The sequence below is a fragment of the Luteimonas sp. YGD11-2 genome (genome assembly GCF_004118975.1).
Taxonomy (GTDB): Bacteria; Pseudomonadota; Gammaproteobacteria; order Xanthomonadales; family Xanthomonadaceae; genus Luteimonas; species Luteimonas muca.
The window spans coordinates 701,726-725,591 of record NZ_CP035376.1; the positions used below are offsets into that span (position 1 = coordinate 701,726).

General features: G+C 68.0%; 20 protein-coding genes and 1 riboswitch. Of the genes, 11 read left to right on the plus strand and 9 right to left on the minus strand.

All coding sequences use genetic code 11. The annotated features are described in order from the left end of the window. Nucleotides 1–28 precede the first annotated feature (28 nt). The 3 genes from ERL55_RS03160 to ERL55_RS03170 are packed head-to-tail and all read left to right on the plus strand — an operon-like array spanning nt 29 to nt 2,788. On the plus strand, nt 29–772 hold the full coding sequence (locus ERL55_RS03160) for a CoA transferase subunit A (RefSeq protein ID WP_129135136.1): 744 nt from the start codon (nt 29–31) through the stop codon (nt 770–772). Beyond that, on the plus strand, nt 772–1,398 hold the full coding sequence (locus ERL55_RS03165) for a CoA transferase subunit B (RefSeq protein WP_129135137.1): 627 nt from the start codon (nt 772–774) through the stop codon (nt 1,396–1,398). The genes ERL55_RS03160 and ERL55_RS03165 overlap by 1 nt, the downstream gene beginning before the upstream one ends. Before the next feature lie 52 nt (nt 1,399–1,450). Continuing rightward, complete coding sequence (locus ERL55_RS03170) at nt 1,451–2,788, plus strand: UDP-glucose/GDP-mannose dehydrogenase family protein (RefSeq protein WP_129135138.1); 1,338 nt, start codon at nt 1,451–1,453, stop codon at nt 2,786–2,788. On the opposite strand, the gene ERL55_RS03175 is transcribed toward ERL55_RS03170, so the two are convergent. Further along, the gene (locus ERL55_RS03175; protein WP_129135139.1) at nt 2,785–4,839 is read right to left on the minus strand and encodes a glycoside hydrolase family 99-like domain-containing protein; all 2,055 of its coding nucleotides are present in this window, start codon (nt 4,837–4,839) and stop codon (nt 2,785–2,787) included. The two genes, ERL55_RS03170 and ERL55_RS03175, sit on opposite strands and share 4 nt — an antisense overlap. Nucleotides 4,840–4,889: 50 nt before the next feature. Next, nucleotides 4,890–6,521: an electron transfer flavoprotein-ubiquinone oxidoreductase gene (locus tag ERL55_RS03180; protein ID WP_129135140.1), complete on the minus strand. Its 1,632-nt coding sequence runs from the start codon at nt 6,519–6,521 to the stop codon at nt 4,890–4,892. Between the two features lie 95 nt (nt 6,522–6,616). Between ERL55_RS03180 and ERL55_RS03185 the strand changes: the two genes are divergently transcribed. Next, the gene (locus ERL55_RS03185) at nt 6,617–7,204 is read left to right on the plus strand and encodes an alpha-ketoglutarate-dependent dioxygenase AlkB (protein WP_129135141.1); all 588 of its coding nucleotides are present in this window, start codon (nt 6,617–6,619) and stop codon (nt 7,202–7,204) included. A 227-nt stretch (nt 7,205–7,431) separates the two neighbouring features. Here the strand turns inward: ERL55_RS03185 and ERL55_RS03190 are convergent, their stop codons facing one another. From ERL55_RS03190 to ERL55_RS03205, 4 genes are all read right to left on the minus strand, one after another. Further along, nucleotides 7,432–8,343 (minus strand): branched-chain amino acid transaminase, encoded by a 912-nt coding sequence (locus tag ERL55_RS03190; protein ID WP_129137180.1) that lies wholly within the window; start codon nt 8,341–8,343, stop codon nt 7,432–7,434. A 73-nt stretch (nt 8,344–8,416) separates the two neighbouring features. After that, the gene (locus ERL55_RS03195) at nt 8,417–9,019 is read right to left on the minus strand and encodes a DUF4124 domain-containing protein (RefSeq protein ID WP_129135142.1); all 603 of its coding nucleotides are present in this window, start codon (nt 9,017–9,019) and stop codon (nt 8,417–8,419) included. Between the two features lie 125 nt (nt 9,020–9,144). Then, nucleotides 9,145–9,969, minus strand: coding sequence for a methylenetetrahydrofolate reductase [NAD(P)H] (metF, locus tag ERL55_RS03200; protein ID WP_129135143.1), 825 nt, complete (start codon nt 9,967–9,969; stop codon nt 9,145–9,147). A 63-nt stretch (nt 9,970–10,032) separates the two neighbouring features. After that, entirely contained in the window at nt 10,033–10,356 is a 324-nt protein-coding gene (locus ERL55_RS03205) for a BolA/IbaG family iron-sulfur metabolism protein (protein ID WP_129135144.1), read from the minus strand. A gap of 94 nt (nt 10,357–10,450) precedes the next feature. On the opposite strand from ERL55_RS03205, the gene ERL55_RS03210 reads away from it, so the two are divergent. The 3 genes from ERL55_RS03210 to ERL55_RS03220 all read left to right on the plus strand — a co-directional run bounded on the left by ERL55_RS03210 (nt 10,451) and on the right by ERL55_RS03220 (nt 12,725). Further along, complete coding sequence (locus ERL55_RS03210) at nt 10,451–11,008, plus strand: DUF3228 family protein (protein WP_129135145.1); 558 nt, start codon at nt 10,451–10,453, stop codon at nt 11,006–11,008. A gap of 119 nt (nt 11,009–11,127) precedes the next feature. Beyond that, nucleotides 11,128–12,288: a zinc-dependent alcohol dehydrogenase gene (locus ERL55_RS03215; protein ID WP_129135146.1), complete on the plus strand. Its 1,161-nt coding sequence runs from the start codon at nt 11,128–11,130 to the stop codon at nt 12,286–12,288. A gap of 26 nt (nt 12,289–12,314) precedes the next feature. Next, nucleotides 12,315–12,725 (plus strand): hypothetical protein, encoded by a 411-nt coding sequence (locus ERL55_RS03220; protein ID WP_129135147.1) that lies wholly within the window; start codon nt 12,315–12,317, stop codon nt 12,723–12,725. Nucleotides 12,726–12,912: 187 nt separating this feature from the next. Here ERL55_RS03220 and ahcY read toward each other — a convergent pair whose 3' ends face one another. Further along, nucleotides 12,913–14,370: an adenosylhomocysteinase gene (gene ahcY, locus ERL55_RS03225; protein WP_129135148.1), complete on the minus strand. Its 1,458-nt coding sequence runs from the start codon at nt 14,368–14,370 to the stop codon at nt 12,913–12,915. A gap of 38 nt (nt 14,371–14,408) precedes the next feature. After that, nucleotides 14,409–14,522, minus strand: a riboswitch (S-adenosyl-L-homocysteine riboswitch). Nucleotides 14,523–15,265: 743 nt separating this feature from the next. On the opposite strand from ahcY, the gene ERL55_RS03230 reads away from it, so the two are divergent. Together ERL55_RS03230 and ERL55_RS03235 are read left to right on the plus strand one after the other, a co-directional pair. Continuing rightward, a complete protein-coding gene (locus tag ERL55_RS03230; protein WP_129135149.1) occupies nt 15,266–17,773 on the plus strand; it encodes a prolyl oligopeptidase family serine peptidase in 2,508 nt (835 codons plus the stop codon). A gap of 220 nt (nt 17,774–17,993) precedes the next feature. Next, complete coding sequence (locus ERL55_RS03235) at nt 17,994–19,712, plus strand: LysM domain-containing protein (RefSeq protein WP_129135150.1); 1,719 nt, start codon at nt 17,994–17,996, stop codon at nt 19,710–19,712. 78 nt (nt 19,713–19,790) lie between these two features. On the opposite strand, the gene metK is transcribed toward ERL55_RS03235, so the two are convergent. After that, nucleotides 19,791–21,017: a methionine adenosyltransferase gene (gene metK, locus ERL55_RS03240; RefSeq protein ID WP_129135151.1), complete on the minus strand. Its 1,227-nt coding sequence runs from the start codon at nt 21,015–21,017 to the stop codon at nt 19,791–19,793. 127 nt (nt 21,018–21,144) lie between these two features. On the opposite strand from metK, the gene ERL55_RS03245 reads away from it, so the two are divergent. Both ERL55_RS03245 and ERL55_RS03250 read left to right on the plus strand, forming a co-directional pair. Next, complete coding sequence (locus ERL55_RS03245; RefSeq protein WP_129135152.1) at nt 21,145–21,888, plus strand: UPF0149 family protein; 744 nt, start codon at nt 21,145–21,147, stop codon at nt 21,886–21,888. Between the two features lie 6 nt (nt 21,889–21,894). Next, a complete protein-coding gene (locus ERL55_RS03250; RefSeq protein WP_129135153.1) occupies nt 21,895–22,950 on the plus strand; it encodes a metal-dependent hydrolase in 1,056 nt (351 codons plus the stop codon). Here ERL55_RS03250 and ERL55_RS03255 read toward each other — a convergent pair. Beyond that, the gene (locus ERL55_RS03255; RefSeq protein WP_129135154.1) at nt 22,944–23,777 is read right to left on the minus strand and encodes a class I SAM-dependent methyltransferase; all 834 of its coding nucleotides are present in this window, start codon (nt 23,775–23,777) and stop codon (nt 22,944–22,946) included. The two genes, ERL55_RS03250 and ERL55_RS03255, sit on opposite strands and share 7 nt — an antisense overlap. Between the last annotated feature and the right edge of the window lie 89 nt (nt 23,778–23,866).

A 23,866-nucleotide genomic window follows, 5' to 3' on the forward strand; every position in this document is an offset into this window, starting at 1 on the left:
TGGCTTCCCTCCCGCGTGAGTCCGCCCGATGAGTGAAGCGATTTCCACCGAGCGCCCGGCCCGCGCCGGCAAGGTCTGGCCCGATGCGCAGTCCGCGCTGGCCGACATCGTCGCCGACAACCAGACCCTCGCGGTGGGTGGGTTCGGCCTGTGTGGCATTCCCGAGGCATTGATCACTGCGCTACGCGATTCCGGCGTCAAGGGTCTGACGGCGATTTCCAACAACGCGGGCGTCGACGGCTTCGGCCTCGGCCTGCTGCTGGAGACGCGGCAGATCCGCAGGATGATTTCGTCGTACGTGGGCGAGAACAAGGAGTTCGAGCGGCAGTTCCTGTCCGGTGAGCTCGAGCTCGAGTTCAACCCGCAGGGCACGCTGGCCGAGCGCCTGCGTGCTGGCGGCGCCGGCATCCCGGCCTTCTTCACCGCCACGGGTTACGGGACGGTCGTCGCCGAGGGCAAGGAAACCCGCGAGTTCAACGGCAAGCACTACGTCCTCGAGACGGCGCTCACCGCCGACGTGGCCCTGGTGAAGGCGTGGAAGGCCGATACCGCCGGCAACCTCGTGTTCCGCAAGACCGCGCGCAACTTCAACCCCGCCTGCGCGATGGCCGGCAAGATCTGCGTCGCCGAGGTCGAGGAGGTGGTGGAGGTCGGCACGATCGATCCCGACCACGTGCATCTGCCGGGCATCTACGTCGATCGCATCGTCCACAACCCGACGCCCGAGAAGCGCATCGAGCAGCGTACCGTCCGCAGCAAGGAGTCGAACTGATGGCCTGGACCCGTGACCAGATGGCGCAACGCGCCGCGCGCGAGCTCACCGACGGCGCTTACGTGAACCTCGGCATCGGCCTGCCAACCCTGGTGGCCAACCACATCCCGGATGGCGTCGATGTCTGGCTGCAGTCGGAGAACGGCCTGCTCGGCATCGGCCCGTTCCCGACTGATGACGAGGTCGACGCCGACCTGATCAACGCCGGCAAGCAGACCGTCACTGCCCGCCAGGGCGCGAGCTATTTCGGCAGCCACGATTCGTTCGCGATGATCCGCGGCGGCCACATCGACCTCGCCATCCTTGGCGCGATGCAGGTCACCGCTACCGGCGACCTCGCCAACTGGATGGTGCCCGGCAAGATGGTCAAGGGCATGGGCGGCGCGATGGACCTGGTCGCCGGCGTCAAGCGCGTGGTCGTGTTGATGGAACACGTCGCGAAGGACGGCAGCCACAAGATCCTGCCTGAATGCACGCTGCCGCTGACCGGCGTGGGCGTGGTGAGCCGCATCATCACCGACCTTGCGGTGTTCGACGTGACGCCGGGGGGGCTGGTGCTGGTCGAAGCCGCGGATGGCGTCGAAGTGGACGAACTGCGCACGAAGACCGGCGTGCCGTTCGCCTGATTGACATGTCCGTCGGCTATCGTCGGCGCTTCGACCCATGCGTGCGCAACGGATGAAAGTGGCGATGTTCGGGACCGGCTACGTCGGTCTCGTGACCGGAACCTGCCTGGCGGAGATCGGCCATGACGTCACCTGCGTCGATGTCGACGCAGGGCGCATCGCTCGCCTAGAGCGTGGCGAAATCCCCATCTACGAGCCCGGGCTGGCGTCGCTGGTGCAGGCCAATGCAGGCGCCGGGCGCCTGCGGTTCACCACCGATCCGTCCGCGGCACTCCACGACGTGGCGATCGTGTTCATCGCGGTCGGAACGCCTCCCACGCAGGATGGCGGCGCCGACCTGACCCAGGTGTTCGACGCTGCGCGAACCATCGGCACATACCTGAGTGGCGATGCGATCGTGGTCAGCAAGTCCACCGTGCCGGTCGGTACAGCAGAGCGGGTGGCGTCCATCATCGACGAGGTGCTGGCTCGTCGTGGCGTGGCGTTCGATGTCGATGTCGCATCCAATCCGGAGTTCCTCAAGGAAGGCGCGGCGGTCAAGGACTGCATGCATCCGGATCGCATCGTGATAGGTGCGTCGCGCGCGTCCACCATCCAGAGTCTGCGTCGGCTGTATGCCCCGTTCGTTCGCAACCACGACCGCTTCGTTGAGATGGATGCGCGCTCGGCGGAGCTGACGAAGTACGCCGCGAATGCGCTGCTGGCCACCAAGATCAGTTTCATGAACGAGATGTCGCGCATCGCCGAGCAGGTCGGCGCCGATATCGAACAGGTGCGCCTGGGCATCGGCCCGGATCCGCGCATCGGATGGCACTTCATCTACGCCGGCGCCGGCTACGGAGGCGCATGTTTCCCCAAGGACGTGCTCGCCCTGGCGCACGCCGCACGCGACGCGCAGGTGCCTGCCGACCTGCTGGCCGCCGTGCATGCTGTCAACGATGCACAGAAGCGACACCTCTATGCGCTCATGGCGCGCCACTACGGCGGCGCGCCGACCGGCAAGGTCGTGGCCATCTGGGGCGCCGCTTTCAAGCCGAATACCGACGACATCCGCGGTGCTCCGGCACTTACGCTCATCGAACAGCTGTGGGCAGTCGGGGCGTGGGTCCGGGTATACGATCCGAAGGCCCTGAAGGAACTGCAGCGCTTCTACGGCACGCGTGACGACCTCACGTTGTGCGACAGCGCTGCGGAGGCGCTCGAGGACTGCGACGCCCTCGCAGTGCTGACGGAATGGCGCGAGTTCCGCAGTCCGGATCTGGCACTGATGCGGGAGCGCATCCGCGACCGCGTCATGTTCGACGGACGCAACATCTATGACCCCGCGGAGATCGAGGACGCCGGTATCGCGTATTTCGGTGTCGGGCGGGGGCGCTCGCTGGTGCCCTAGCGACTCCGGGTGCGGCCGGCGAACCGGTACCCTGTGCTTTCCGGTTGGGGGGGCAGCCCGGCGCACTCCGCGGCGGCCATCACGCGAAAGCCTGCATCTTTCGTGATCAGCAAAAAAACGCGCTCGATGGCATGTGCGAGCGTCCCATCGAGTTGCCCCTCCTCATCCTCGAACTCATCGACCTGTAGATGCGCATCGAGCAGCGGCCTGAGGCTGGCCAGCCGGAACCAGGCCATGCTGCCCGCGATGAACTGGTCGGCATCGGTGGCCGGCACCGAAATTCCAGTCCGCCGGCAGAGATAGTGACAGCGCCTTTCGTTTGCGCTCCAGTGGTAGTGGAGCGGCTGCATATGACCTTCAGGGCCGACCACACCCAGGGCAGGATCTTCCGCAAATGCCGCCAGCACTGCGCGGAACCGGTCCGGCGCGGCGAGACGCTGCAGCAGTTCGTGGCGCCACGTATCGCCATCCTCCCGGTGTGTGGAACGCTTGGTGTGGAGCTTCAGGACAACGTCCACCCCCTCATCCAGCAAGCGGCCAGCGACCTGCAGGAAGGGCAGGATGTCGCGACCACGGTTCTCGACCTCGACGATCTCGGCATGCGTGTCCTGTTGCAGCAACACCGTTTCGACCGCCAGACGCCGCTCCGCTGGCACCGTGATGACGAGCCGGTACTCGTGCGCCGCATCTCCCAGGATCCCGAGGATCTCGGGGAGAACGTCCGGATACCACGCATGTACGACGATCGCGACATTGTCCGGGGGCGGGCGGCGCGCGGCGACGGTACGGCACGGGGTCGCTCCGGCGAATAACGCCTCCCGGGTCGCGTCAAGCCACGCATGCCCCAGCCTCAGGTCCGGTTCCAGCACGGCGCCTTCGGCCCATTCGTTCCATGCGTTGATGAATACGAGATCGGAGCCGCTGCGCGGTAGACGATTCCGTAGGGTGGCCTCCAGCCAGTCGCGATAACCACGGGGAGACGCATGCAGGTAGGTGCGTCCGCGACCAGGGCGGCGCGGCTCGTTGTCCCAGCCGCAGTTCACCGCTGGATGCATCGGGTAGGCGGGGACTCCGCGTTGCGCCCAGTTGCCTGCCAGTTCGCGCCAGTCCAGCACTTCCCCTTCGTAGCCCGGATTCAACAGCCGCTGCTCGGCTGTCAACGACGCTGGCGAGGAGAGATTGGGGGGGAACTCCACCGCCGCATCGAAGCCGATCGACCGCGGATCATCGCGCTCGAAGGAATGCACGCATGCGAGGTGGATCTCACCGACGCCGTTTTCCCGGCACCACCCACGCCAACGCTCGGCCGTTGCGCGGGGATCGGGCAACAGACCGGTGCGATAGACCAGCAGCACGGGCCTGCCATCGACCCGCAGGTAGCGCGGGTCGCGAAGGTACGCCGCGATGTGGGCAATGAATGCCAGATCGTCTTCCGGGCTGTGGGATTGCCCGATCAGGATGTCCTGCTCGCGCCCGTCCCAGCGGCGAGACCAGTTCTCGTTGGCCCAGCACAGGCAGATCGGGAAGTCGATCGAAGTGTCGCCGAGCCACTGCCGCAGCGGGGTGTCCAGCAACGTCTTGCCGCCGAACCAGTAGAAGTAGCTGCAGAACGCCGAAATACCGTACGCCCGTGCAAGTTCGGTCTGCGCGCGCAGCGTGTCCGGAAGGCGCAGGTCATAGAAGCCGAGGTCACCCGGCAGCCTTGGCTGCACATGGCCTTCGAACTGCGGCAGTGCCCGGGTGACGTTGCGCCATTCGGTGAAGCCGGGGCCCCACCAGGCATCGTTCTCGGGGATCGGGTGGAACTGCGGCAGGTAGAACGCCACCAGGCGCGCGGGGAGCGGATCAGGCAACGGAGCGTCCGTACGCTCGCGATAATCGATCGCGCGACCGCCCGCGTGGCGGCGGGGGCGCTGTGGCGAATCGTCGCCGTGCCATTGCCCGGCCTCGGGTGGAGGAATGAGCGCAGGTGCGGCGTTCAAGACGCGCTGACGGACCCGGTCGCGCATGGCCTCGGGCATCGGCATTGCACGAAAGACCCAACGCAGCATCGCGAACGCGCCCCGGTGGGCACGGTCGCGGAGCGTCTGACTGCCTGTGCTCACAGATTCTGGTAATTCGGCCCCGAGCCACCCTCGGGCGTGACCCAGGTGATGATCTCGTACGGGTCCTTGATGTCGCAGGTCTTGCAGTGCACGCAGTTGGCGGCATTGATCTGCAGGCGCTTGCCGTGTTCGGCCTGCGTGTCCTCGACGATCTCGTAGACCGATGCCGGGCAGAAACGGGTGCAGGGGTTGTTGTATTCCTCGACGCAGCGGGTCACGCAGATCGAGGTGTCGTGCACGTGCAGGTGCACGGGCTGGTCCTCGTCGTGCTCGGTGGCGGCGAAGTACACGCCGGCGAGGCGGTCGCGTGGGGCAAGGTCGCGCTGCACGTAGTCGCGGTTCGGCCGCTCGTGCTCGCCGACCTTGTCGAGTGAACACCAGTCGGCGTTGACCTTCAGGGTCCACGGCGAATGCCCGCTGGTCACGGTCTCCCATGCACCGTTGGCGAGGCCGAACCACATGCCCCTCTTGAAGCCCGGCTTGATATTGCGCACCTTGCGCAGCTCGGCGACCGCATCGGATGCGCGCAGCCTGGCGTCGAAACCTTCAGGAGCGAGTGCGCTGGCGACCAGGTGCTCGGCGGCGAGCATGCCGCTGCGGATCGCCTGGTGGGTGCCCTTGATCTTGGGAACGTTGAGCAGGCCCGCGGTGTCGCCGATCAGCAGTGCGCCGGGCATCTCCACCTTCGGCAGCGACTGCCAGCCGCCGGTCACGATCGCGCGCGCGCCGGCCGAAAGGATGGTGCCGCCTTCGAGCAGCGGCCTGATCATCGGATGGTGCTTCCACTGCTGGAACGCCTCGTAGGGCGCGTAGTTCGGGTCCTGGTAGTCGAGGCCGCTGACATAGCCGATGGCGACCTGGTCGTTCTCCAGGTGGTACAGGAAGCTGCCGCCATAGGTGCTGGTGTCGGCCGGCCAGCCCAGCGTGTGCACGATCTTGCCGGGCGTCCCGCGCCCCGCGGGCAGCTGCCAGAGCTCCTTGATGCCGATCGAATAGGCCTGCGGATCGCTGTCGCCATCGAGGTTGAAGCGGCGCACCAGGCGCTTGGTGAGGTGCCCGCGCGCACCCTCGGCCAGCACGGTCACCTTCGCGCGGATATCGATGCCCGGCGTATAGCCCGGCTTGTGCGAACCGTCCTTGGCGATGCCCATGTCACCGATGCGCACGCCGAGCACGGTGCCGTCGTCGGCATGCAGGGTCTCGGCGGCGGCGAAGCCGGGGTAGATCTCGACCCCGAGCGCCTCGGCCTGCGGTGCCAGCCATGCGCACATCGCGCCGAGGCTGACGATGAAGTTGCCATGGTTGCGCATGCCCGGCGGCACGATCGGCGCCTTGCGGCCGCCATCCTTCGTCAGCAGCCAGAACTCGTCTTCGCCCGCGGGCACGCACACCGGCGGCGGGTTGTCCCGCCAGCCGGGCAGCAGCGCATCCAGCGGGCCGGGTTCGATCACCGCACCCGAGAGGATGTGTGCGCCGATGGTGCTGGACTTCTCGATCACGCAGACCGAGATCTCCGGGTTGAGCTGCTTCAGGCGGATCGCGAACGACAGGCCCGCCGGGCCGGCGCCCACGGTGACGACGTCGTACTCCATCACGTCGCGTTCGATGGCGTCGGCTGGCTGGTTCATGCTGGCTCGTACTCCCGGGTCACAGGATGCGATTGTCGCGTTTTCGCGGTGAACGCGGCAAATTGCCATACCGCTGACCCATTCCCGCGTGCCGAATGCTGGAACCGCTCGACCTTCCTGGCGCCGATATCCGTTTCGATCCGGCGTGGCTGTCGCGGCCGGAGGCCGATGCGCTGTTCGATGTCCTGCACGAAGGGCTTGCATGGGAGACCCACCGGGTGCGGCTGTTCGGGCGCGAGATCGACAGCCCGCGGCGCAGCGTGTGGATCGGGGAAGCGGAGGCGGTCTACCGCTATTCGGGAACCCGGTTCGTGCCGAGACCATGGACGCCGGAACTGAGCGCGCTGGCCTCCCGGCTCGGGACCGCCACCAGCGCACGATTCAACAGCGTGCTGGCCAACCTCTATCGTGACGGCCGCGATGGCATGAGCTGGCACAGCGACGACGAGCCGGAACTGGGCCCACATCCGGTGATCGCCTCGCTGAGCCTGGGCGCCCCGCGGCGCTTCGTGTTCAAGGCGCGCACGGGAGATGCGCGGCTCGCACTGACGCTGCCGCACGGCAGCCTGCTGCTGATGGCTGGCGAGACGCAACGGGTGTACCGCCACGCGCTGCCGAAGACCGCGCGGCCGGTGGGCCCGCGGATCAACCTGACCTTCCGGTGGGTGCAGGCGCGTGGGTGAGGGCGCCGGCGTGCTGTGGTGCTTGCCCTCATCCGCCCTGTGGGCACCTTCTCGCGCAGGCGGGGGAAGGGAAGCGGGAAAGCCTGAAATCCGCAGATTGGGAAGGCGCGAAAGGACGAAGGCTGGAAAGGCTCGCAATCGGGTGACACACGCGGATGGAATCCTTCTCCCGCTTGCGGGAGAAGGTGGCGCGAAGCGCCGGATGAAGGGCGCCTTGCGCGCAGGCGTTACAACCGGTCCAGCCACCCGTAGCAGTCCGGCGTGCTGCCGTCGAACAGGCCGAAATAGAGCCCCTGCAGCTGCCGCGTCACCGGCCCGACCCGGCCATCGCCGACGGCACGCCCATCGACCGAGCGGATCGGGGTGATCTCCGCGGCCGTGCCGCACATGAAGAGTTCGTCGCACAGGTACAGGTATTCGCGCGGCAGGTCGCGCTCGACGATCTCCAGCCCGGCGTCGCGGGCCAGCGTGATCAGCGTATGGCGGGTGATGCCGTTGAGCAGCGCGGCGCTGACCGGCGGCGTATGCAGCACGCCGTCGAAGACCAGGAACAGGTTCTCGCCGGCGCCTTCCGACAGCAGCCCGGTGGATGCCAGCGCGATACCCTCGCCAAAGCCCAGCCGGCGCGCCTCGCGCGCGACCAGCTGCCCGGAAAGATAGTTGCCGCCCGCCTTGGCACCGGCCGGAATGGTGTTGGGCGCGAAGCGCTGCCAGCTCGACACGCAGGCATCGATGCCGGTCTCCAGCACGCCTTCGCCGAGGTACGCGCCCCAGGGCCACGCACCGATGGCCATGTCCACCGGCGTCTCCGCCGACAGGCCGAAGCCGCCCAGCCCGCGGAATGCCACCGGGCGGATGTATGCACTATCCAGACGGTTGCGCCGCAGCACCTCGCGGGTCGCCTCGTTGAGCGTGTCGAGGTCGTAGGGAATGTCGATCTCGTGGATCTTCGCCGAGGCGTACAGGCGCCGGTTGTGGTCGGCGAGGCGGAAGATCGCGGTGCCGCCGGGCGTGCGGTAGGCGCGGATGCCCTCGAACACCGACGAGCCGTAATGCAGCGCATGCGCCATCACATGGGTGGTGGCCTCGGCCCACGGCTTGATCGTGCCGTTGTGCCAGATCCATTCGGGATACTGCATGCGCGCGACCTCGGCGGGGCGGAAAGTCATTCTGGCAGACCGTCGGGACGCGCGCCTGGGCAGCCCCGGTGATCTACAGGCTCACCCACCAGCAGCCCATATGCCGGCGCAGGCCGAGCACGGTGCTGCGCGGGGTGATGCGATCCCCCACGGTCTGTTCCAACCGCAACCCCACCGGACGCCGCCGCGCCGCAGCTGCGGTCGCCAGCGGCGGGGTCGCCCGGGATGGAAACGTGGACCCGCTGTATTCGGCCGAGGGAGCGGATGCGGGCGCCGTGGCCTGCGCCTGCACCGGCACGATCTGCACCAGCGGCCGCTGCACGATCACCTCGAGGCGATCCATCACGTTGTGGCCGTTGCGATGCGATACGCCCGCGAAGTGGTAGACGCCGGCCAGCCGGTTGACGTCGCGGCTGTCGATGGCGGTGCCGACCTCGTGCATCAGGTCCTGCACGTTGCGAGGGCAGCCGCGATACGCACGCGGGGCCGGGCCGGGCGCGGCACCGCGCTGCGGCGTGGAGACCGCGCCGACGTCGCTGCAGCGGCGGTCGGTATAGATGGTGGTGCCATCCGCGCCGGTGCAGCGGTTGATCGACTGCGCGTACGCCGGCGCGATGGCCGGGGCCCCCGTCAGGGTGGCGGCCAGAAACGCAAGGAGGGCGGAAGGACGGCGCATCCGCGGGAAGCGTAACGCGGGGAGGGGAGTGCGGCCATGCGCCTGGCGACGTGAGCGCGCGCGGCCCGGGCACACCCCCTGGCGGGTACTCGCTTCCCGCGTATGGACGGTGGCCACAGGCCGGGTCAGCACAGGCGCGCGAGTACCGCCTGCGTCGGGCGCGCCAGGTTGAGTGCATAGAAATGCAGCCCCGGCGCGCCACCGTCGACCAGGCGCTGACACAGGCGAGCCACCAGGTCGGCGCCGAACTCGCGGATGGCGTCGGCGTCGTCACCGTAGCCCTGCATGCGGCGGGTGATCCAGCGCGGGATCTCCGCACCGCAGGACTCCGAGAACCGCCGAAGCTGCGAGAAGTTCGCGATCGGCATCACCCCGGGCACGATCGGCACGTCCACGCCCAGCCTGCGGGCATCGTCGACGAACTGGAAGTAGGCGTCGGCGTTGTAGAAGTACTGCGTGATCGCGCCGTTGGCGCCGGCATCGACCTTGGCCTTGAAGTTGCGCAGGTCGAGGTGCGCGTCGTCCGCCTGCGGGTGGGTCTCGGGGTAGCAGGCCACCTCGATATGGAAGTGGTCGCCGGTTTCATCGCGGATGAACGCCACCAGGTCAGCGGCATAGCGCAGTTCGCCCGCATGGCCCATGCCCGACGGCATGTCGCCACGCAGTGCCACCAGCCGGCGGCAGCCGATCGCGCGGTAGAGCTTCAGGAGCTCGCGGATCTCCTCGCGCGTGCCGCCCACGCACGACAGGTGCGGAGCGGCCTCGAAGCCATGCTCCTGGCGCAGCCTGCGCACGGTTTCGGGGGTGTAGCTCAGGGTCGAGCCGCCGGCGCCGAAGGTGCACGACACGTACTCCGGTCCGTGCGCCTTCAGCCTGCGCGCGGTGCGGTCGAGCTGCTCGCGCTGTTCGTCGGTCTTGGGCGGGTAGAACTCGAAGCTGAGCGGGATCATCGCGGCGACTGTCGTGGCGTCGCCGCAGTCTATCTCTTTATCGCGATGAATGTGGTGAGCCGCTCAGCCGGCGTGCCCCGCGTCGTGGCGGCTGCCGCCGCGGCAATGCGGCGAGTCCGGCACCGCGCCTTCGCGCGCGTCCCACTCCTGTGGCGTCCATGCATGCAGGGCGAGCGCATGGATCTCCTGCATCAGCCCGCCCAGGACGCCGTAGACCTTCTGGTGGCGCTGCACCGCGCGCAGGCCGGCGAACGCGTCGCTGACGATGACGGCCTTGTAGTGCGTCTGCGTGCCGCGACTGTGCATGTGGCTTTCGTCGAGCAGCTCGAGATGGCGGGGCTCCAGCACCTGCAGCGCGGTGCGCAGGCGGTCGATGGTGAGTGTCATGGCGATGGCACGATGCGGGGTGCCCGATGATGCCATGGCGGTCGCGGGGGCCACGATGCAGCGGCTACCCTCCGGGTTTTCGCCGAGCATCCGCATGTCCATCGTCCTTACCCCGTTCGCCCGCGCGCGGCTGTTCCCGTCGCCGGTGCGTGCCAACACCATCCAGGATTGCAGCGCCGGGGAATTCGAGCGCCGCCTCAACAGCGAAACACCCGAGCGCGTGCTGCCGGGCTATGCGCCGTTCTGCCAGCTGCATGTGCACGCGAACTGGACGTCCACGCGCTGCCTCACCGTGCCGATCACCGATGCCAACCGCCACCGGCTGCGCTCGGCCTACGAGGCGCGCACGCGCGAGGAACTGCCGGTGCTGGTGCGCTGGTTCGAGGGCGTGGAGGCGCCGGTTGCGCGCTGGCTCATCCCCATCCTCTACAGCCGCGAGCAGCTGGCCAGGGAAGGCGCGGCGATCGACGCCGACTGGGGCGTCGTCGGCTGCCTGTACACGATGGAGCCGGAAGAGATCCCGATGGCGCCGATCACGATGATGCGCAACGCGCTCGGCGTGGAGGAGGGCGGTTCGGGCATTGCGCTGGATCGCGACGCCTATCGCCGTGCAGTGGATTTCTGGGAGCGAAACGCCAACTGGCGTCCCTGAACGCGCCGCCTCCACGCAATCACGACATCCTCCACGCGCTGCGTTCACGGCTCTCGCGAGAAGGTCGGAAACCACGCCGGATCCGTCCGGCGCTTCCGACCCCCACCGGAGACCTGTCCATGCTGGCCACCACCTACCGGCGCCCGCGCACGATGCGCATTGCCCACGTCGCCGAGCCCGAGATCGAACATCCCAACGACGCGATCATCCGCGTCACCCGCAGCTGCATCTGCGGTTCCGACATCCACATCTACAACGGCCTGGTGCCCGATACACGGGTCGGCCAGATCATCGGCCACGAGTTCACCGGCGTGGTGGAAGAAGTCGGCCCGTCGGTACAGAACCTCAAGGTGGGTGATCGCGTGCTGGTGCCATTCAACATCTTCTGCGGCAGCTGCTATTTCTGCCAGAAGGAGCTGTACGGCAACTGCCACAACGTCAACTCGCAGGCCAGCGCGATGGGTGGCTTCTATGGCTATACCCACACGGCCGGCGGCTACGACGGTGGCCAGGCCGAGTACGTGCGCGTGCCGTTCGCCGATGTCGGGCCGACGGTGATCCCCGACGACATCCACATCGAGGACGCGGTGCTGCTGACCGATGCCTTCCCCACCGGCTACCAGGCCGCGGAGATGGGCAGCATCCGCGAGGGCGACACCGTGGTCGTGTTCGGTGCCGGCCCGGTCGGCCTGTTCGCGGCCAAGAGCGCGTGGTTCTTCGGCGCCGGCCGGGTGATCGTGGTCGACTGCGAGGACTACCGCCTGGAGTTCGCCAAGAAGTTCGCCCACTGCGAGACGGTGAACTTCCGCGAGGTCGACGACATGGCCACGCATCTGAAGAAGATGACCGACTGGCTGGGCGCCGACGTGTGCATCGACGCGGTCGGTTGCGACGCCACCGGCAGCGCGTTCCACAGCGTCACCGGCAAGGTGATGATGCTGCAGGGCGGCTCGCCCATCGCCTTGCACTGGGCCATCAACAGCGCACGCAAGGGCGGGCGCATCTCGATCGTCGGCGTGTACGGGCCGACCTTCAACATGATTCCGATCGGCAATGCGATGAACAAGGGCCTGACCCTGCGCATGAACCAGGCCAGCGTGAAGCGTCATCTGCCGCGGCTGATCGAGCACATCCGCGCCGGGCACATCTCCCCGCGCGAGATCATCACCCACCGCATTCCGCTCGAGGACGTGGCCGATGGCTACGACATTTTCGTCAACAAGCGCGACAACTGCATCAAGCCGGTGCTGATCCCGCCGTCCGCGCGCGGGGCGGCGTGATGGCCGGCAACGAACGGGAGACGACCATGGATAACGCAAGCAAGTTCGCCCATATCCCCGGCTGGGGTGCAGACCTGGCGCGTGAGAACCGTCCTGCGGTACCGATGGAGCGCACGCCGCCGCGGCTCGACGTGCCGTGGAGCGATCCGCCGCCGCAGCAACCGCGGACGGTCGAGATCCTGAAGTCGGTGGAGCGGCCGGAGCATTCGCGCACGTTCGGCACCCGTCTGCCGCCGAAGGGTCTGAGCGGCGTGATCCGACGTGCCGCCTTCAAGCGCAGTGAGAACGACATCGGCCACTGGCTGATGCTGATGGCCGCCGACCGCGTCAACGTGGTCGAGGGACTTTGCGAGGACGTGCGCCACAACCCGGGCAAGGCGCTGGCCGTGGGCGCGGGCGCTGCGCTGGTCGCGTGGTGGCTGTTGCGCGACGACTGAGGCTGTCTACGCGATGCCACCCCTGGACGTCCCGCCCGCGAAGGCGGGAGTCCATGGACGTAAACGCGGACCGGAAGGTAGCGTCCTCCTGCGCTCAAGCGGATGACCGGAGCAGGAACAACTGTTGGACTGGAACGAAAACGGGCGCCGCGAGGCGCCCGTTTCCGTATCCACCGTAGCGGGCAGATCAGTAGCGGTAATGATCCGGCTTGAACGGACCTTCCACCGGCACGCCGATGTAGTCGGCCTGTTCCTTGCTCAGCCTGGTCAGCTTCACGCCGATCTTCTCGAGGTGCAGGCGCGCCACTTCCTCGTCGAGGTGCTTGGGTAGCAGGTAGACCTTCTTCTCGTACGTGTCGCGGTTGGCCCACAGGTCGATCTGCGCCAGCGTCTGGTTGGCGAACGAGTTCGACATCACGAAGCTCGGGTGGCCGGTGGCGCAACCGAGGTTCACCAGGCGACCCTCGGCAAGCAGGAAGATGCTGTTGCCATTGGCGAAGGTGAACTTGTCCACCTGCGGCTTGATGTTGGTGCGCGTGGCGCCCGAGTTGTACAGCGCGTCGACCTGGATCTCGTTGTCGAAGTGGCCGATGTTGCAGACGATCGCCTGGTCCTTCATCGCCTGCATGTGCTCGAGGCGGATGATGTCCTTGTTGCCGGTGGTGGTGACATAGATGTCGCCGCGGCCGAGGGTGTCCTCGATCGTGGTGACCTCGTAGCCTTCCATCGCCGCCTGCAGGGCGCAGATCGGGTCGATCTCGGTGACGATCACGCGGGCGCCGTAGGCGCGCAGCGAGGCCGCCGAACCCTTGCCCACGTCGCCGTAGCCGCAGACCACCGCGACCTTGCCGGCCAGCATCACGTCCATTGCGCGCTTCAGGCCATCGGCTAGCGACTCGCGGCAGCCGTAGAGGTTGTCGAACTTCGACTTGGTGACCGAGTCGTTGACGTTGATCGCCGGGATCAGCAGCTTCTGCTCTTGGGCGAGCTGGTACAGGCGGTGCACGCCGGTAGTGGTCTCCTCGGAGACGCCCTTCCACTCGGCGACGGTACGGGTCCAGAAGTCGGGACGCTCGCTGCGCACGCGCTTGAGCAGGTTCTTGATCACCTGTTCCTCGTGGCTGCCCGCCGGGGCGTTGACCCAGCTCTCGTCACCCTGCTCGAGCTCGTAGCCCTTGTGGATGAGCAGGGTCACGTCGCCGCCATCGTCGACGACCAGTTCCGGGCCGATCAGGCCGCCCTTGCCGTCGGGGAACGAGAGCGCCTCGAGCGTGCAGTCCCAGTATTCCTCCAGCGTCTCGCCCTTCCAGGCGAACACCGGGGTGCCGGTGGCGGCGATCGCCGCGGCGGCATGGTCCTGGGTCGAGAAGATGTTGCACGAGGCCCAGCGCACGTCGGCGCCGATATCCTTCAGCGTCTCGATCAGCACCGCGGTCTGGATGGTCATGTGCAGCGAGCCGGTCACGCGCACGCCCTTGAGCGGCGCCTCGGCGGCATGCTTGCGGCGGATCGACATCAGGCCCGGCATCTCGTGCTCGGCGATATCGATCTCCTTGCGGCCCCAGTCGGCCAGGGAGATGTCGGCGACCTTGTAGTCACCCTCGGTGGAGAACCGGCGCGCGTCCGGCTTGATCTGTGCGTTCATGGTGTGGCTCCGTCGTTAGGCATCGCAGTGCGATGCGCAATCGTCGGGCGCGGTTGTCGGGAAGCATGTGGCGAGCCTGGCCGGATGCGCCGCATCGTCGATGCGGCCTCGCGGAGCAACCCGCGGATCCGGTCGCAGCGCCCCTCGCCACGGCCCGGGCATTGTAAACGCGCAGCGCACCGCTGCAGTCGTGCCGTGTCGGGTGCCGTACGGCCTGCGGTCATTTGCAGCGCGGAGTGCGCTCGCCGATCCGGGAGGCTGGCACGGCCCTGGAATCTCCCAGTGCGCCCAGAGCGGAGCCATGCGAAGCGTAGTGGGCCGCCACGGTGCCCGATGCCGGGACACGCCGTGAATCCGTCCCTGGAGGCTTGTCGGCGCCATCCATGGCGCCGACAGTCCCGGCATCGGGCACCGCGCCGTCCCTCCTTCACGACGCTGCGGCTGGCCGTAGAGCGGTTCGTCAGGGGCCCAAGCGGTGCTGCGACCTCGCGCAGCGAGGCGCGCAAGCCGGTCCAGGTTATCGCCACAGCCTGACAGCGGGACCCACAGTTAGTGGCAGCCATGGCCGCCGCACACGCTCTTTTTCCAGTTCGCCCTGACTTCGGCAGGGCGATGCGGCGTTCCGCAGCGGGACTGTCGGCGCCATGGATGGCGCCGACAAGCCTCCATGGACGGATTCACGGCGTGTCCCGCTGTGGAATGCCGCGTCGACCCACCGCGCCGGCAGATCAACGCAGATCGGCTTAACCGCGATATCACTGCCGGCAGCGGAGGGCGCGCCCACGAACGCGATACGGAAGACGGAAGCCCGGCCTCCGCAATCCCATGACCAACCTCACGGGCCAGCGCCATTGGCCACCGGCTATCCTCGACGGTCGCCATTCCGGGACCCGACATGACCTCTCGCCTGCATCGCCTCGCCGGCCCCCTGCTTCTCGTCGCACTGCTGGCGGTGCCGCCACATGCGCCTGCGCGCACACCGGCCGCCGACGCCGCGACTGCCTCCGATGCGGGTGGCTATCGCCTGCCACCGCCCGAGCTGCAGGTGCTGGTCGATGCACCGCGCGCACCGCGACTGTCGCTGTCGCCGCGCCGCGACCTTGCCGCCTACCTGCGCAGCCCGGCACTGCCGGGCATCGACGTGGTCGCCCAGCCGGAACTCAAGCTCGGCGGCCTGCGTATCCATCCGCGCACCTATGCCGCCAGCCGCTTCTCGTTCGTCGACGACCTCTGGCTGCAGACCGTCGATGGTGGCGAGGAACGCCGCATCGCCGGCCTTCCGCAGCCGCTGTCGCTGGACACCATGAGCTGGTCGCCCGACCAGCGCCATATCGCCTTCACCCGGGTGGACGCGCGTGCCGGTCGCGTCGAGCTGTGGATTGTGGACGTCGCCGCCGCGCGCGCACGCCGCCTGATCGAGCAGCCGCTCAATACCGTGGTCGGCAGCGGCTTCGAGTGGTTGCCCGACAGCCAGGGCCTGCTGGTGCAGCTGCGCCCCGAGGGTCAGGGCGAGCCGCCGGCCGATGCCGGCATCCCCGCCGGTCCCAATATCCAGGAAACCGCCGGCGGCGGCGTGGTGCAGAGCCTGCGCACCTTCCAGGACCTGCTGCGCAATCCGCATGACGAGGCGGTGTTTGCACACTTTCTTACCACCCAGATCGCGCGTGTCGACCTGCGCGGTGGGGTGACGCCGGTCGGTGCGCCCGACCTGCATGTGGGCATGGCGGTTTCGCCCGATGGCCGGCACATCCTGCGCCAGCGCCTCGAGCGCCCGTTCTCCTACCTGGTGCCGTATTCGCGCTTCCCGCGGGTGATCGACGTGGTCGCGCTCGACGGCCGCGTCGTGCACACCGTGGCCAGGCTGCCGCTGGTGGAAGGCCTGCCAACCGGTAATGACGCCGTGGCCACGGGCGTGCGCCGCATCGCCTGGCGCGCGGATGCACCGGCCACCCTGGTGTGGGCGGAAGCACAGGATGGCGGCGATCCGTCTGTACAGACCGACGTGCGCGATCGCGTGTACATGCATGCCGCGCCGTTCCGCGGTGAGCCTCGGGTACTGGCCGAGCTGTCGATGCGCTATGCCGGTGCCGCGTGGGGCAATGGCGAACTGGCACTGCTCAACGAGTATTGGTGGCGCACCCGGCAGATCCGCGAATGGCGGCTGGCACCGGATGGCGACCGCGCGCCGCAGCTGATCCGCGAAGGCTCCTACGAGGACCGCTACGCGGATCCGGGCTCGCCGGTGATGGTGCCCGATGCCAACGGCTTCTCACGTCTGCTGGTCGGCGCCGATGGCAACAGCATCTACCGCATCGGCGAGGGTGCATCGCCCGAGGGCGACCGCCCGTTCCTGGACCGCCAGAGCCTTGCCGACGGCCGCAGCGAGCGTCTGTTCCACTCCAGCGCACCGTGGTACGAGATGCCGCGCGCGCTGCTCGACGACAACGCCACCCGCATCCTCACCACCCGCGAATCGCCCACCGAACCGGCGAACTTCTTCGTGCGCACGCTGGCCGGTGCCAGCGCGGAGCCGGTCGCGTTGACCGCGTTCGAGCATCCCACGCCGCAGCTGCGCGATGTGGTCAAGGAGCAGATCCGCTACCGCCGCAACGATGGCGTCGAACTTACCGGCACCCTGTACCTGCCGCCGGGCTACGACCCGCAGCGCGACGGCCCGCGGCCGCTGCTGATGTGGGCCTACCCGCAGGAGTTCAAATCCGCCGACGCGGCAAGCCAGGTCACCGATTCGCCATACCGCTTCAATACGGTCAGCTACTGGGGCCCGCTGGCGTATCTGGCCACCGGCTACGTGGTGCTCGACGACCCGGCGATGCCGATCGTCGGCGAAGGCGACGCCGAGCCCAACGACACCTATGTCGAGCAGCTGGTCGCCAGCGCGCAGGCCGCGGTGGACGAGGTGGTGCGCCGTGGCGTGGCCGACCGGGACCGCATCGCCGTGGGCGGGCATTCCTATGGCGCGTTCATGACCGCCAACCTGCTGGCGCATTCGGACCTGTTCCGTGCCGGCATCGCGCGCAGCGGCGCCTACAACCGCTCGCTCACGCCGTTCGGCTTCCAGGCCGAGGAGCGCAACTACTGGCAGGCGCAGGGCACCTACCAGCAGATGTCGCCGTTCAACCATGCGGAGAAGATCCGCGAGCCGATCCTGCTCATCCACGGCGAGGAGGACAACAACTCCGGCACCTTCCCGATGCAGAGCGAGCGCATGTACGCGGCCATCAAGGGCCTGGGCGGCACCACGCGGCTGGTGATGCTGCCGCGCGAGTCGCACGGCTACCGCGCGCGTGAATCGATCCTGCACATGCTGCACGAGAGCCACCAGTGGCTGGAAACCCATGTGCGCAACGCGCCGCCGCGCGAGCAGAAGGCCGCCGCGCGCTGAGGGGGCAGCCACGCTCGGCGCTCGTGATCGCCGTGCGGGCGGCGCTCAGCAGCCGGAAAGCTGCTCGGCGATCGAGGTGCGTGAGCACGACGTGGAATTCGCGACGACATCCCGGGGCGGCCTCGGTGCCGCCCCGGTTTCCTAGGGTCATCCCCAGCTGCCTCGCGGGACCCCGCATCGGACACTTGCCACCATCCATTCCGATCGCCGGAGTTCCAAGATGGTGCACATGATCCACGACGGTGGGCGCGCCTATGTCCCACCGCCGCCGCCGCCGCCACCGGCGGAACGCACGCAGCCGGTACAGCACCGCGTCGCCGGCGGCGACACCGTGCAGTCGCTGGCCGAGCAGTACGCAGTGAGCCCGGAGGCGATCCGCGCCGCCAATCCGCAGCTGGGGCAGGGCGGCAATATCGCCCGCGGCGATGTACTCGAGATCCCGCCGCCGCCGCAGAGCGTCACCGGCGACATCGACGCCGGTAGCGCCACCCACTCGACCACCGACGTCAAGGTCACCCTCAAGAACGACGACGGCTCCATCACATGGAAGCCGGACAGCCTGTCGGTGAAGCTCACCGACAAGCAGAAGACCGAACTCGACAACAGCCGCCCCGAAGGCAGCAACCGCCGCGACACCGCCGGTTTCTCGGTGAGCGTCTCCGAAGAGTCCTCGGTCACGGTCACCGAAAGCCACAGCAACACCCATTCCAGCTTCACCATCGCCACGCAGATGCAGGTCGGCGTGTCCGGCGAGGTGAGCGCCGGTGGCGGCAAGGGCGGCCTGGACATCAGCGGCGGGGTCACTACCGGCGTCGAGGCCAAATACAAGGTCTCGCTGCCGGGCGAGGCGACGGTCGAGCAGGCCGCGCAGGTCAATCCCTTCGACCCGACGACCCTCCCGGTCGGCGGCAGCGTGACGTTGAACGGCAGCGATTACGTCAACACCTCGTTCGATGCCTCGTTCCGCTACATCGGCACGCAGACCAGGGTGAACAGCTCCGAGGGCACCAGCTACGTCATGGAGCGCGTGGACGAGAACACCGTGCGCGTAACCGCCGGCCCCACCGAGACCATCAATGCCTTCAACGGCGTCGGCGTGTCGGTCGGCGACGTCAAGGTCATGGCCGGGCGCGAGGACCAGCTGCACGGCGCCACGCTGCAGACCGCGGAGTTCGACATCACCACGCCGGAAGGCCAGGCCGCGCTGCAGCACTTCAATGCCACCGGCCAGGTCCCCCACGAAACCGCCGGCGTGTCCGACGTGGCCACGATCGAGCGCGTGGACTTCTCCTCGCAGACCCAGCTGCGCGCGGAGTTCGGCAAGCACGCCGACATCACCCTCGGCGGGGAGGCGAACACCGGCAGTTCGGTGAAGATCACCTATCCCGACGGGTCGTATTCGCTTACCACCGACCTCGGCTACGGCGGCAACGTGCCGCTGACGATCGAGCAGCGTTTCGATGCCGAGGGCCACGAGCTGCCGGGCGAGCGCAGCTATACCTTCGAGGTGAACACCGACCGCCCGGCCTACGGCTGGTTCGATCGTTTCATGGGCGCCAACGAGGCATCCGAGGAGCAGTCGATGGCCAACCTCCTCAATGCCGCGCTGACCGGGTCGGTCGATGGCAGCGGGCCGGTGCAGGCAGCCGACACGGTCACCCTGACCTTCAGCGAGTCGCAGATGCAGGCGCTGATGGAGCAGACGCAGGCCACCGTCGATGCATCCGACGTCGGCGGCGGCGATGCGGACCTGCGGGTCATGCTGGGCGACGGGAACTATTCGCCGACGCCGACCGATTTCGCCATCTCGCTGGCGCGCAACCTCAACAGCGAACCCTACGGCTTCATCGACAAGCTATGGCGCATCTCGTCGGGTGCGGACGGTGACTCCGCCAACAACCGCTACGACCGCATCGACGTCGAAGCCAGTACGTCCTGACCTCCGTACCCATGCACGAACTGCAGTAACGAAAAGGGCCGCTTGCGCGGCCCTCTTCATGTGCAGCGGTCTACCGGTTCAAAGCCCGGCGTCGGACCGCAGCGCGTCGGCGCGGTCGGTGCGCTCCCACGAGAACGCGGTCGCGGCGACCGTATTGCCGTCGGCATCCACGTAGGTGAACTCCTTCGGCTTGCGGCCGAAGTGGCCGTACGCGGCGGTGGCCTGGTACATCGGGTGGATCAGGTCGAGCATCTTGATGATGCCGTACGGGCGCAGGTCGAAATGGGTGCGGATCAGCTTCTCGATCTGCGCATCCGGGATGCGCCCGGTGCCGAAGGTGGTGACCGAGATCGAAGTCGGCTCGGCCACGCCGATGGCGTAGGAGACCTGCACCTCGCACTTGTCCGCCAGGCCCGCGGCAACCACGTTCTTGGCCACGTAGCGCGCGGCGTAGGCCGCCGAGCGGTCGACCTTGGAGGGATCCTTGCCGGAGAACGCGCCGCCGCCGTGGCGGGCCATGCCGCCGTAGGTGTCGACGATGATCTTGCGCCCGGTCAGGCCGCAGTCGCCCACCGGTCCGCCGATCACGAAGATCCCGGTCGGGTTGATGTGCACCTTGTTCTTCGGCAGCGTGTCCATCCACTTCTTCGGCAGCACCGGCTTCAGGATGAACTCGCGCACCGCCTCGATCAGGTCCTTCTGTTTGATGCCCGGGTCGTGCTGGGTCGACAGCACCACGGCATCCAGCCCGGCGACCTGGTTGTTCTCGTCGTAGCGCAGGGTCACCTGGCTCTTGGCATCCGGGCGCAGCCACTTCAGCTTGCCGTTCTTTCGCACCTTGGCCTGCTGCTCGACCAGCCGGTGGCTGTAGTAGATCGGCGCCGGCATGTACTCGGGCGCCTCGTTGCAGGCATAGCCGAACATCAGGCCCTGGTCGCCTGCACCCTGTTCCTCGGGCTTCTTGGCCTTGCGGTCGGTGCCGTCCACGCCGGCGGCGATGTCGGGCGACTGCTTGCCGATCAGGTTGAGGATGCCGCAGGTGTGTCCGTCGAAGCCGACGTCGGAATTGGTGTAGCCGATGCCGTTGATGACCTTGCGGGTCAGTTCCTCGATGTCGACCCACGCGCTGGTGGTCACCTCGCCGGCGACGATCGCCACACCGGTCTTCACCATGGTCTCGCAGGCCACGCGGGCACGCTTGTCCTGGGTGAGGATCGCATCCAGCACGGCGTCGGAAATCTGGTCGGCGACCTTGTCCGGATGGCCTTCGGACACCGATTCGGAGGTGAACAGGTAGCTCGACATCGGCAATATCCTTGTATTCGGATGAAAAGATGGCCGCGGATGATACAGCTCCACGCGCCCGCACGCATGTTCGCCGGTGCGGCGTTGCGCCTTGGTTAAACTGGCTGGCCGCTGCTGGAGAAACGCCATGATCCCCACCCCCGAAACGTCGCCGTTCGACGACGACGACCTCGCCAGGCTCGAAGCGCTGCTCTACGACCACGCCGGCGAGGGCGATGGCATGCCTCTGGAGGCCGTGGACGGGTTGTTCTCCGCACTGATCGTCGGCCCGGAACCGGTGCTGCCCGACGAGGCGTTGCCGCAGGTGCTGGGCGACGGCGAAGCGGCGCCGGAACTGGTCGAACTGCTGCGCAAGCTGTGGGAGCACATCACCTGGCGCGTGCGCCAGCCGTTGCCCGTGGATGACGATGCCGATGCCGCCTACGAGCTGATGCCGTTCGTCGGCCTGCCGGAGCTGGAGGACGGCGAAGACGACGACATCGACGCGATCCCGCGCGACTTCCCGGTGGGTGCGCTGTGGGCGGCCGGATTCCTGCAGGGCATGTCGCTGCGCGCCGACGCGTGGACGAAGTGGATGGACGCCGATGGCGACCTCGCGCTCGACATCCAGGACCTGATGCGGATGTCGGTGGCGACGCCGGAGCACGCCGCGGAAATGGAACTCGACGCCGACGACCTGCTCGACTTCGACGACCGCTGGGGGCTGCTCGCCTCGGTGCCGGCGCTGCTGCAGGATCTTGACCTGATGCGCTTCGAGGCACAGCGCCCGCGCGAACCGATCCGCCGCGACGCGCTGCCGGGCCGCAACGATCCCTGCCCCTGCGGCAGTGGCCAGAAATGGAAGAAGTGCTGCGGCAGCACGGTGCACTGACCGCGCATGGATTCGCTGACCCAGATCCTGCTTGGCGCCTCGGTGGCTGCGGCCGTGGTGCCGGCGCGGCACCGGCGCGCCGCCATGGGGGCAGGCGCGGTGCTCGGCACGCTGCCGGACCTCGACTCGCTGCCGCTGTGGCTGCTGACCGACGACCCGGTCGCGCAGATGACCCTGCACCGCGGGTTGTCGCACTCGCTGTTCGTCCTGCCGCTGGTGGCGTGGGCGCTGTGGGCGTGGTTCCGGCGCCGCGGCGGACGCGTGGCCGACGCGCCGCGGGCGTGGTTCTGGGCGTTCCAGCTGGCGTTGGTGACCCACCCGCTGCTCGATGCGTTCACCGTCTACGGCACCCAGCTGCTGTGGCCGCTGCCGGCACCGCCGGTGATGTTGTCGAGCCTGTTCATCATCGATCCGGCCTATACGGTATGGCTGCTCGGTGGGGTGCTGGTGGCCTTGTGGGCCGGCGCGAAACCGGTGGCGCGCACCGCGCTGGTCGCCGGGCTGGTGCTGAGCAGCGGCTACATCGGCTGGTCGCTGGCGGCCAAGGCGATGGTCGAGCGCGAGGCGACGCGCACGCTGGCGACGATGGGGCTCGCCGATGCGCCGCGCTTCTCGGTGCCGATGCCACTCAACACGCTGCTGTGGCGGGTGGTGGTGATGACGCCCGACGGCTACCTGGAAGGCGAGCGTTCGGTCGTGGCCGATCGTGGACCGATCCATTTCCGCGCACATGATTCCGATGTGCAGGCGCTGGCCGCGGCCGGCGACCTGCCGGCGGTGCAGCGCCTGCAGTGGTTCAACCATGGCTTCATGCGCGCGCAGGTGCGTGACGGCACCCTGGTGCTCAGCGACCTGCGCATGGGCCTGGAGCCGGGCTACTTCTTCAACTTCGCCGTGGCCCGGCGCGCTGGCGATGGCAACTGGCAGGCACTGGCGCCGCCGCGACAGCTGCCCGGCGACGCCGGCCGGGGCGAACAGCTCGCCGGGCTGTGGCAGCGCATCTGGCAGCAGCCTGCGGCGGGCGTGCCGGCCGCCACGCAGCCCGCGGCCGGCGCTCAGTAGACCGTCGCGCGTGCCTGCATGAAGGCGTAGAAGAACACCGCGTCCGGGTCGTTCTGCACCTGGGCGATCTCGCGGCGCATGCCCTCGACGACCTCCGAGGTGACGCAACCGGCGGCGATCAGCTGGTCGGCCGCCGACAGCAGCAGTTCCTCCCAGAAGGCGATCATGGTCTTGCGCAGCGCCGGCTCGCGGTTGTCGAAGTGGAAGGTCTTGACCTCGGTCGAGACGTCGCGGAAGCCACCGGCCAGCAGCAGGTTGCCGAGCTTGGCGCCGATGAACGGATCGCCGCCGCTGTCGTACTGGAAGTCGTTGAACGCCATCCAGTAGCGCCAGACGTTGGGCGAGTACGGGTCGAGCACGAACGACGCGTTCATGACCTCGGTGACGTAGACCGGCGCACCCGGCGCCAGCACCCGTCGCACTTCGCTGAGCACGCGCGCAGGCTTCGGCACGTGTTCGAGTACCCAGCACAGGTAGGCGGCATCGAAGCTGCGCGGCTCGAAGGGCAGGTCGGTGGCGTCGGCCTGGCGGAAGTCGTAGCGGCCATCGAGCCATGGCTGTTGCGCGAGTCGTGCGCGGGCGGCGTCGACCTGCGCCGTGCTGAGGTCGACCCCGGTCACGTGCAGGTCGGGGAAACGTCGCAGCAGGATCTCGGTCTGCGCGCCGACTCCGCTGCCGACCTCGAGCAGCCGTTTCGCGCCGGGATAATCGATGTTGCGGAAGATCGTCGACTCGGCGAGCCGCGCCTGGCGCACCAGGCGTGCCTGCTCGGTGGGCGAGAAGCCGTGCAGGTAGGGGAAGTCGACGCAGGCGGGAAGGTCGCTCATGGGCGTGGCGCGTTGAGGGGCAGGGCCCATTCTAGGAATCCCGGCGTCTGCGCGCTGCGGCGCGTTTGCAACAGCGTGTGTGCCGGTAC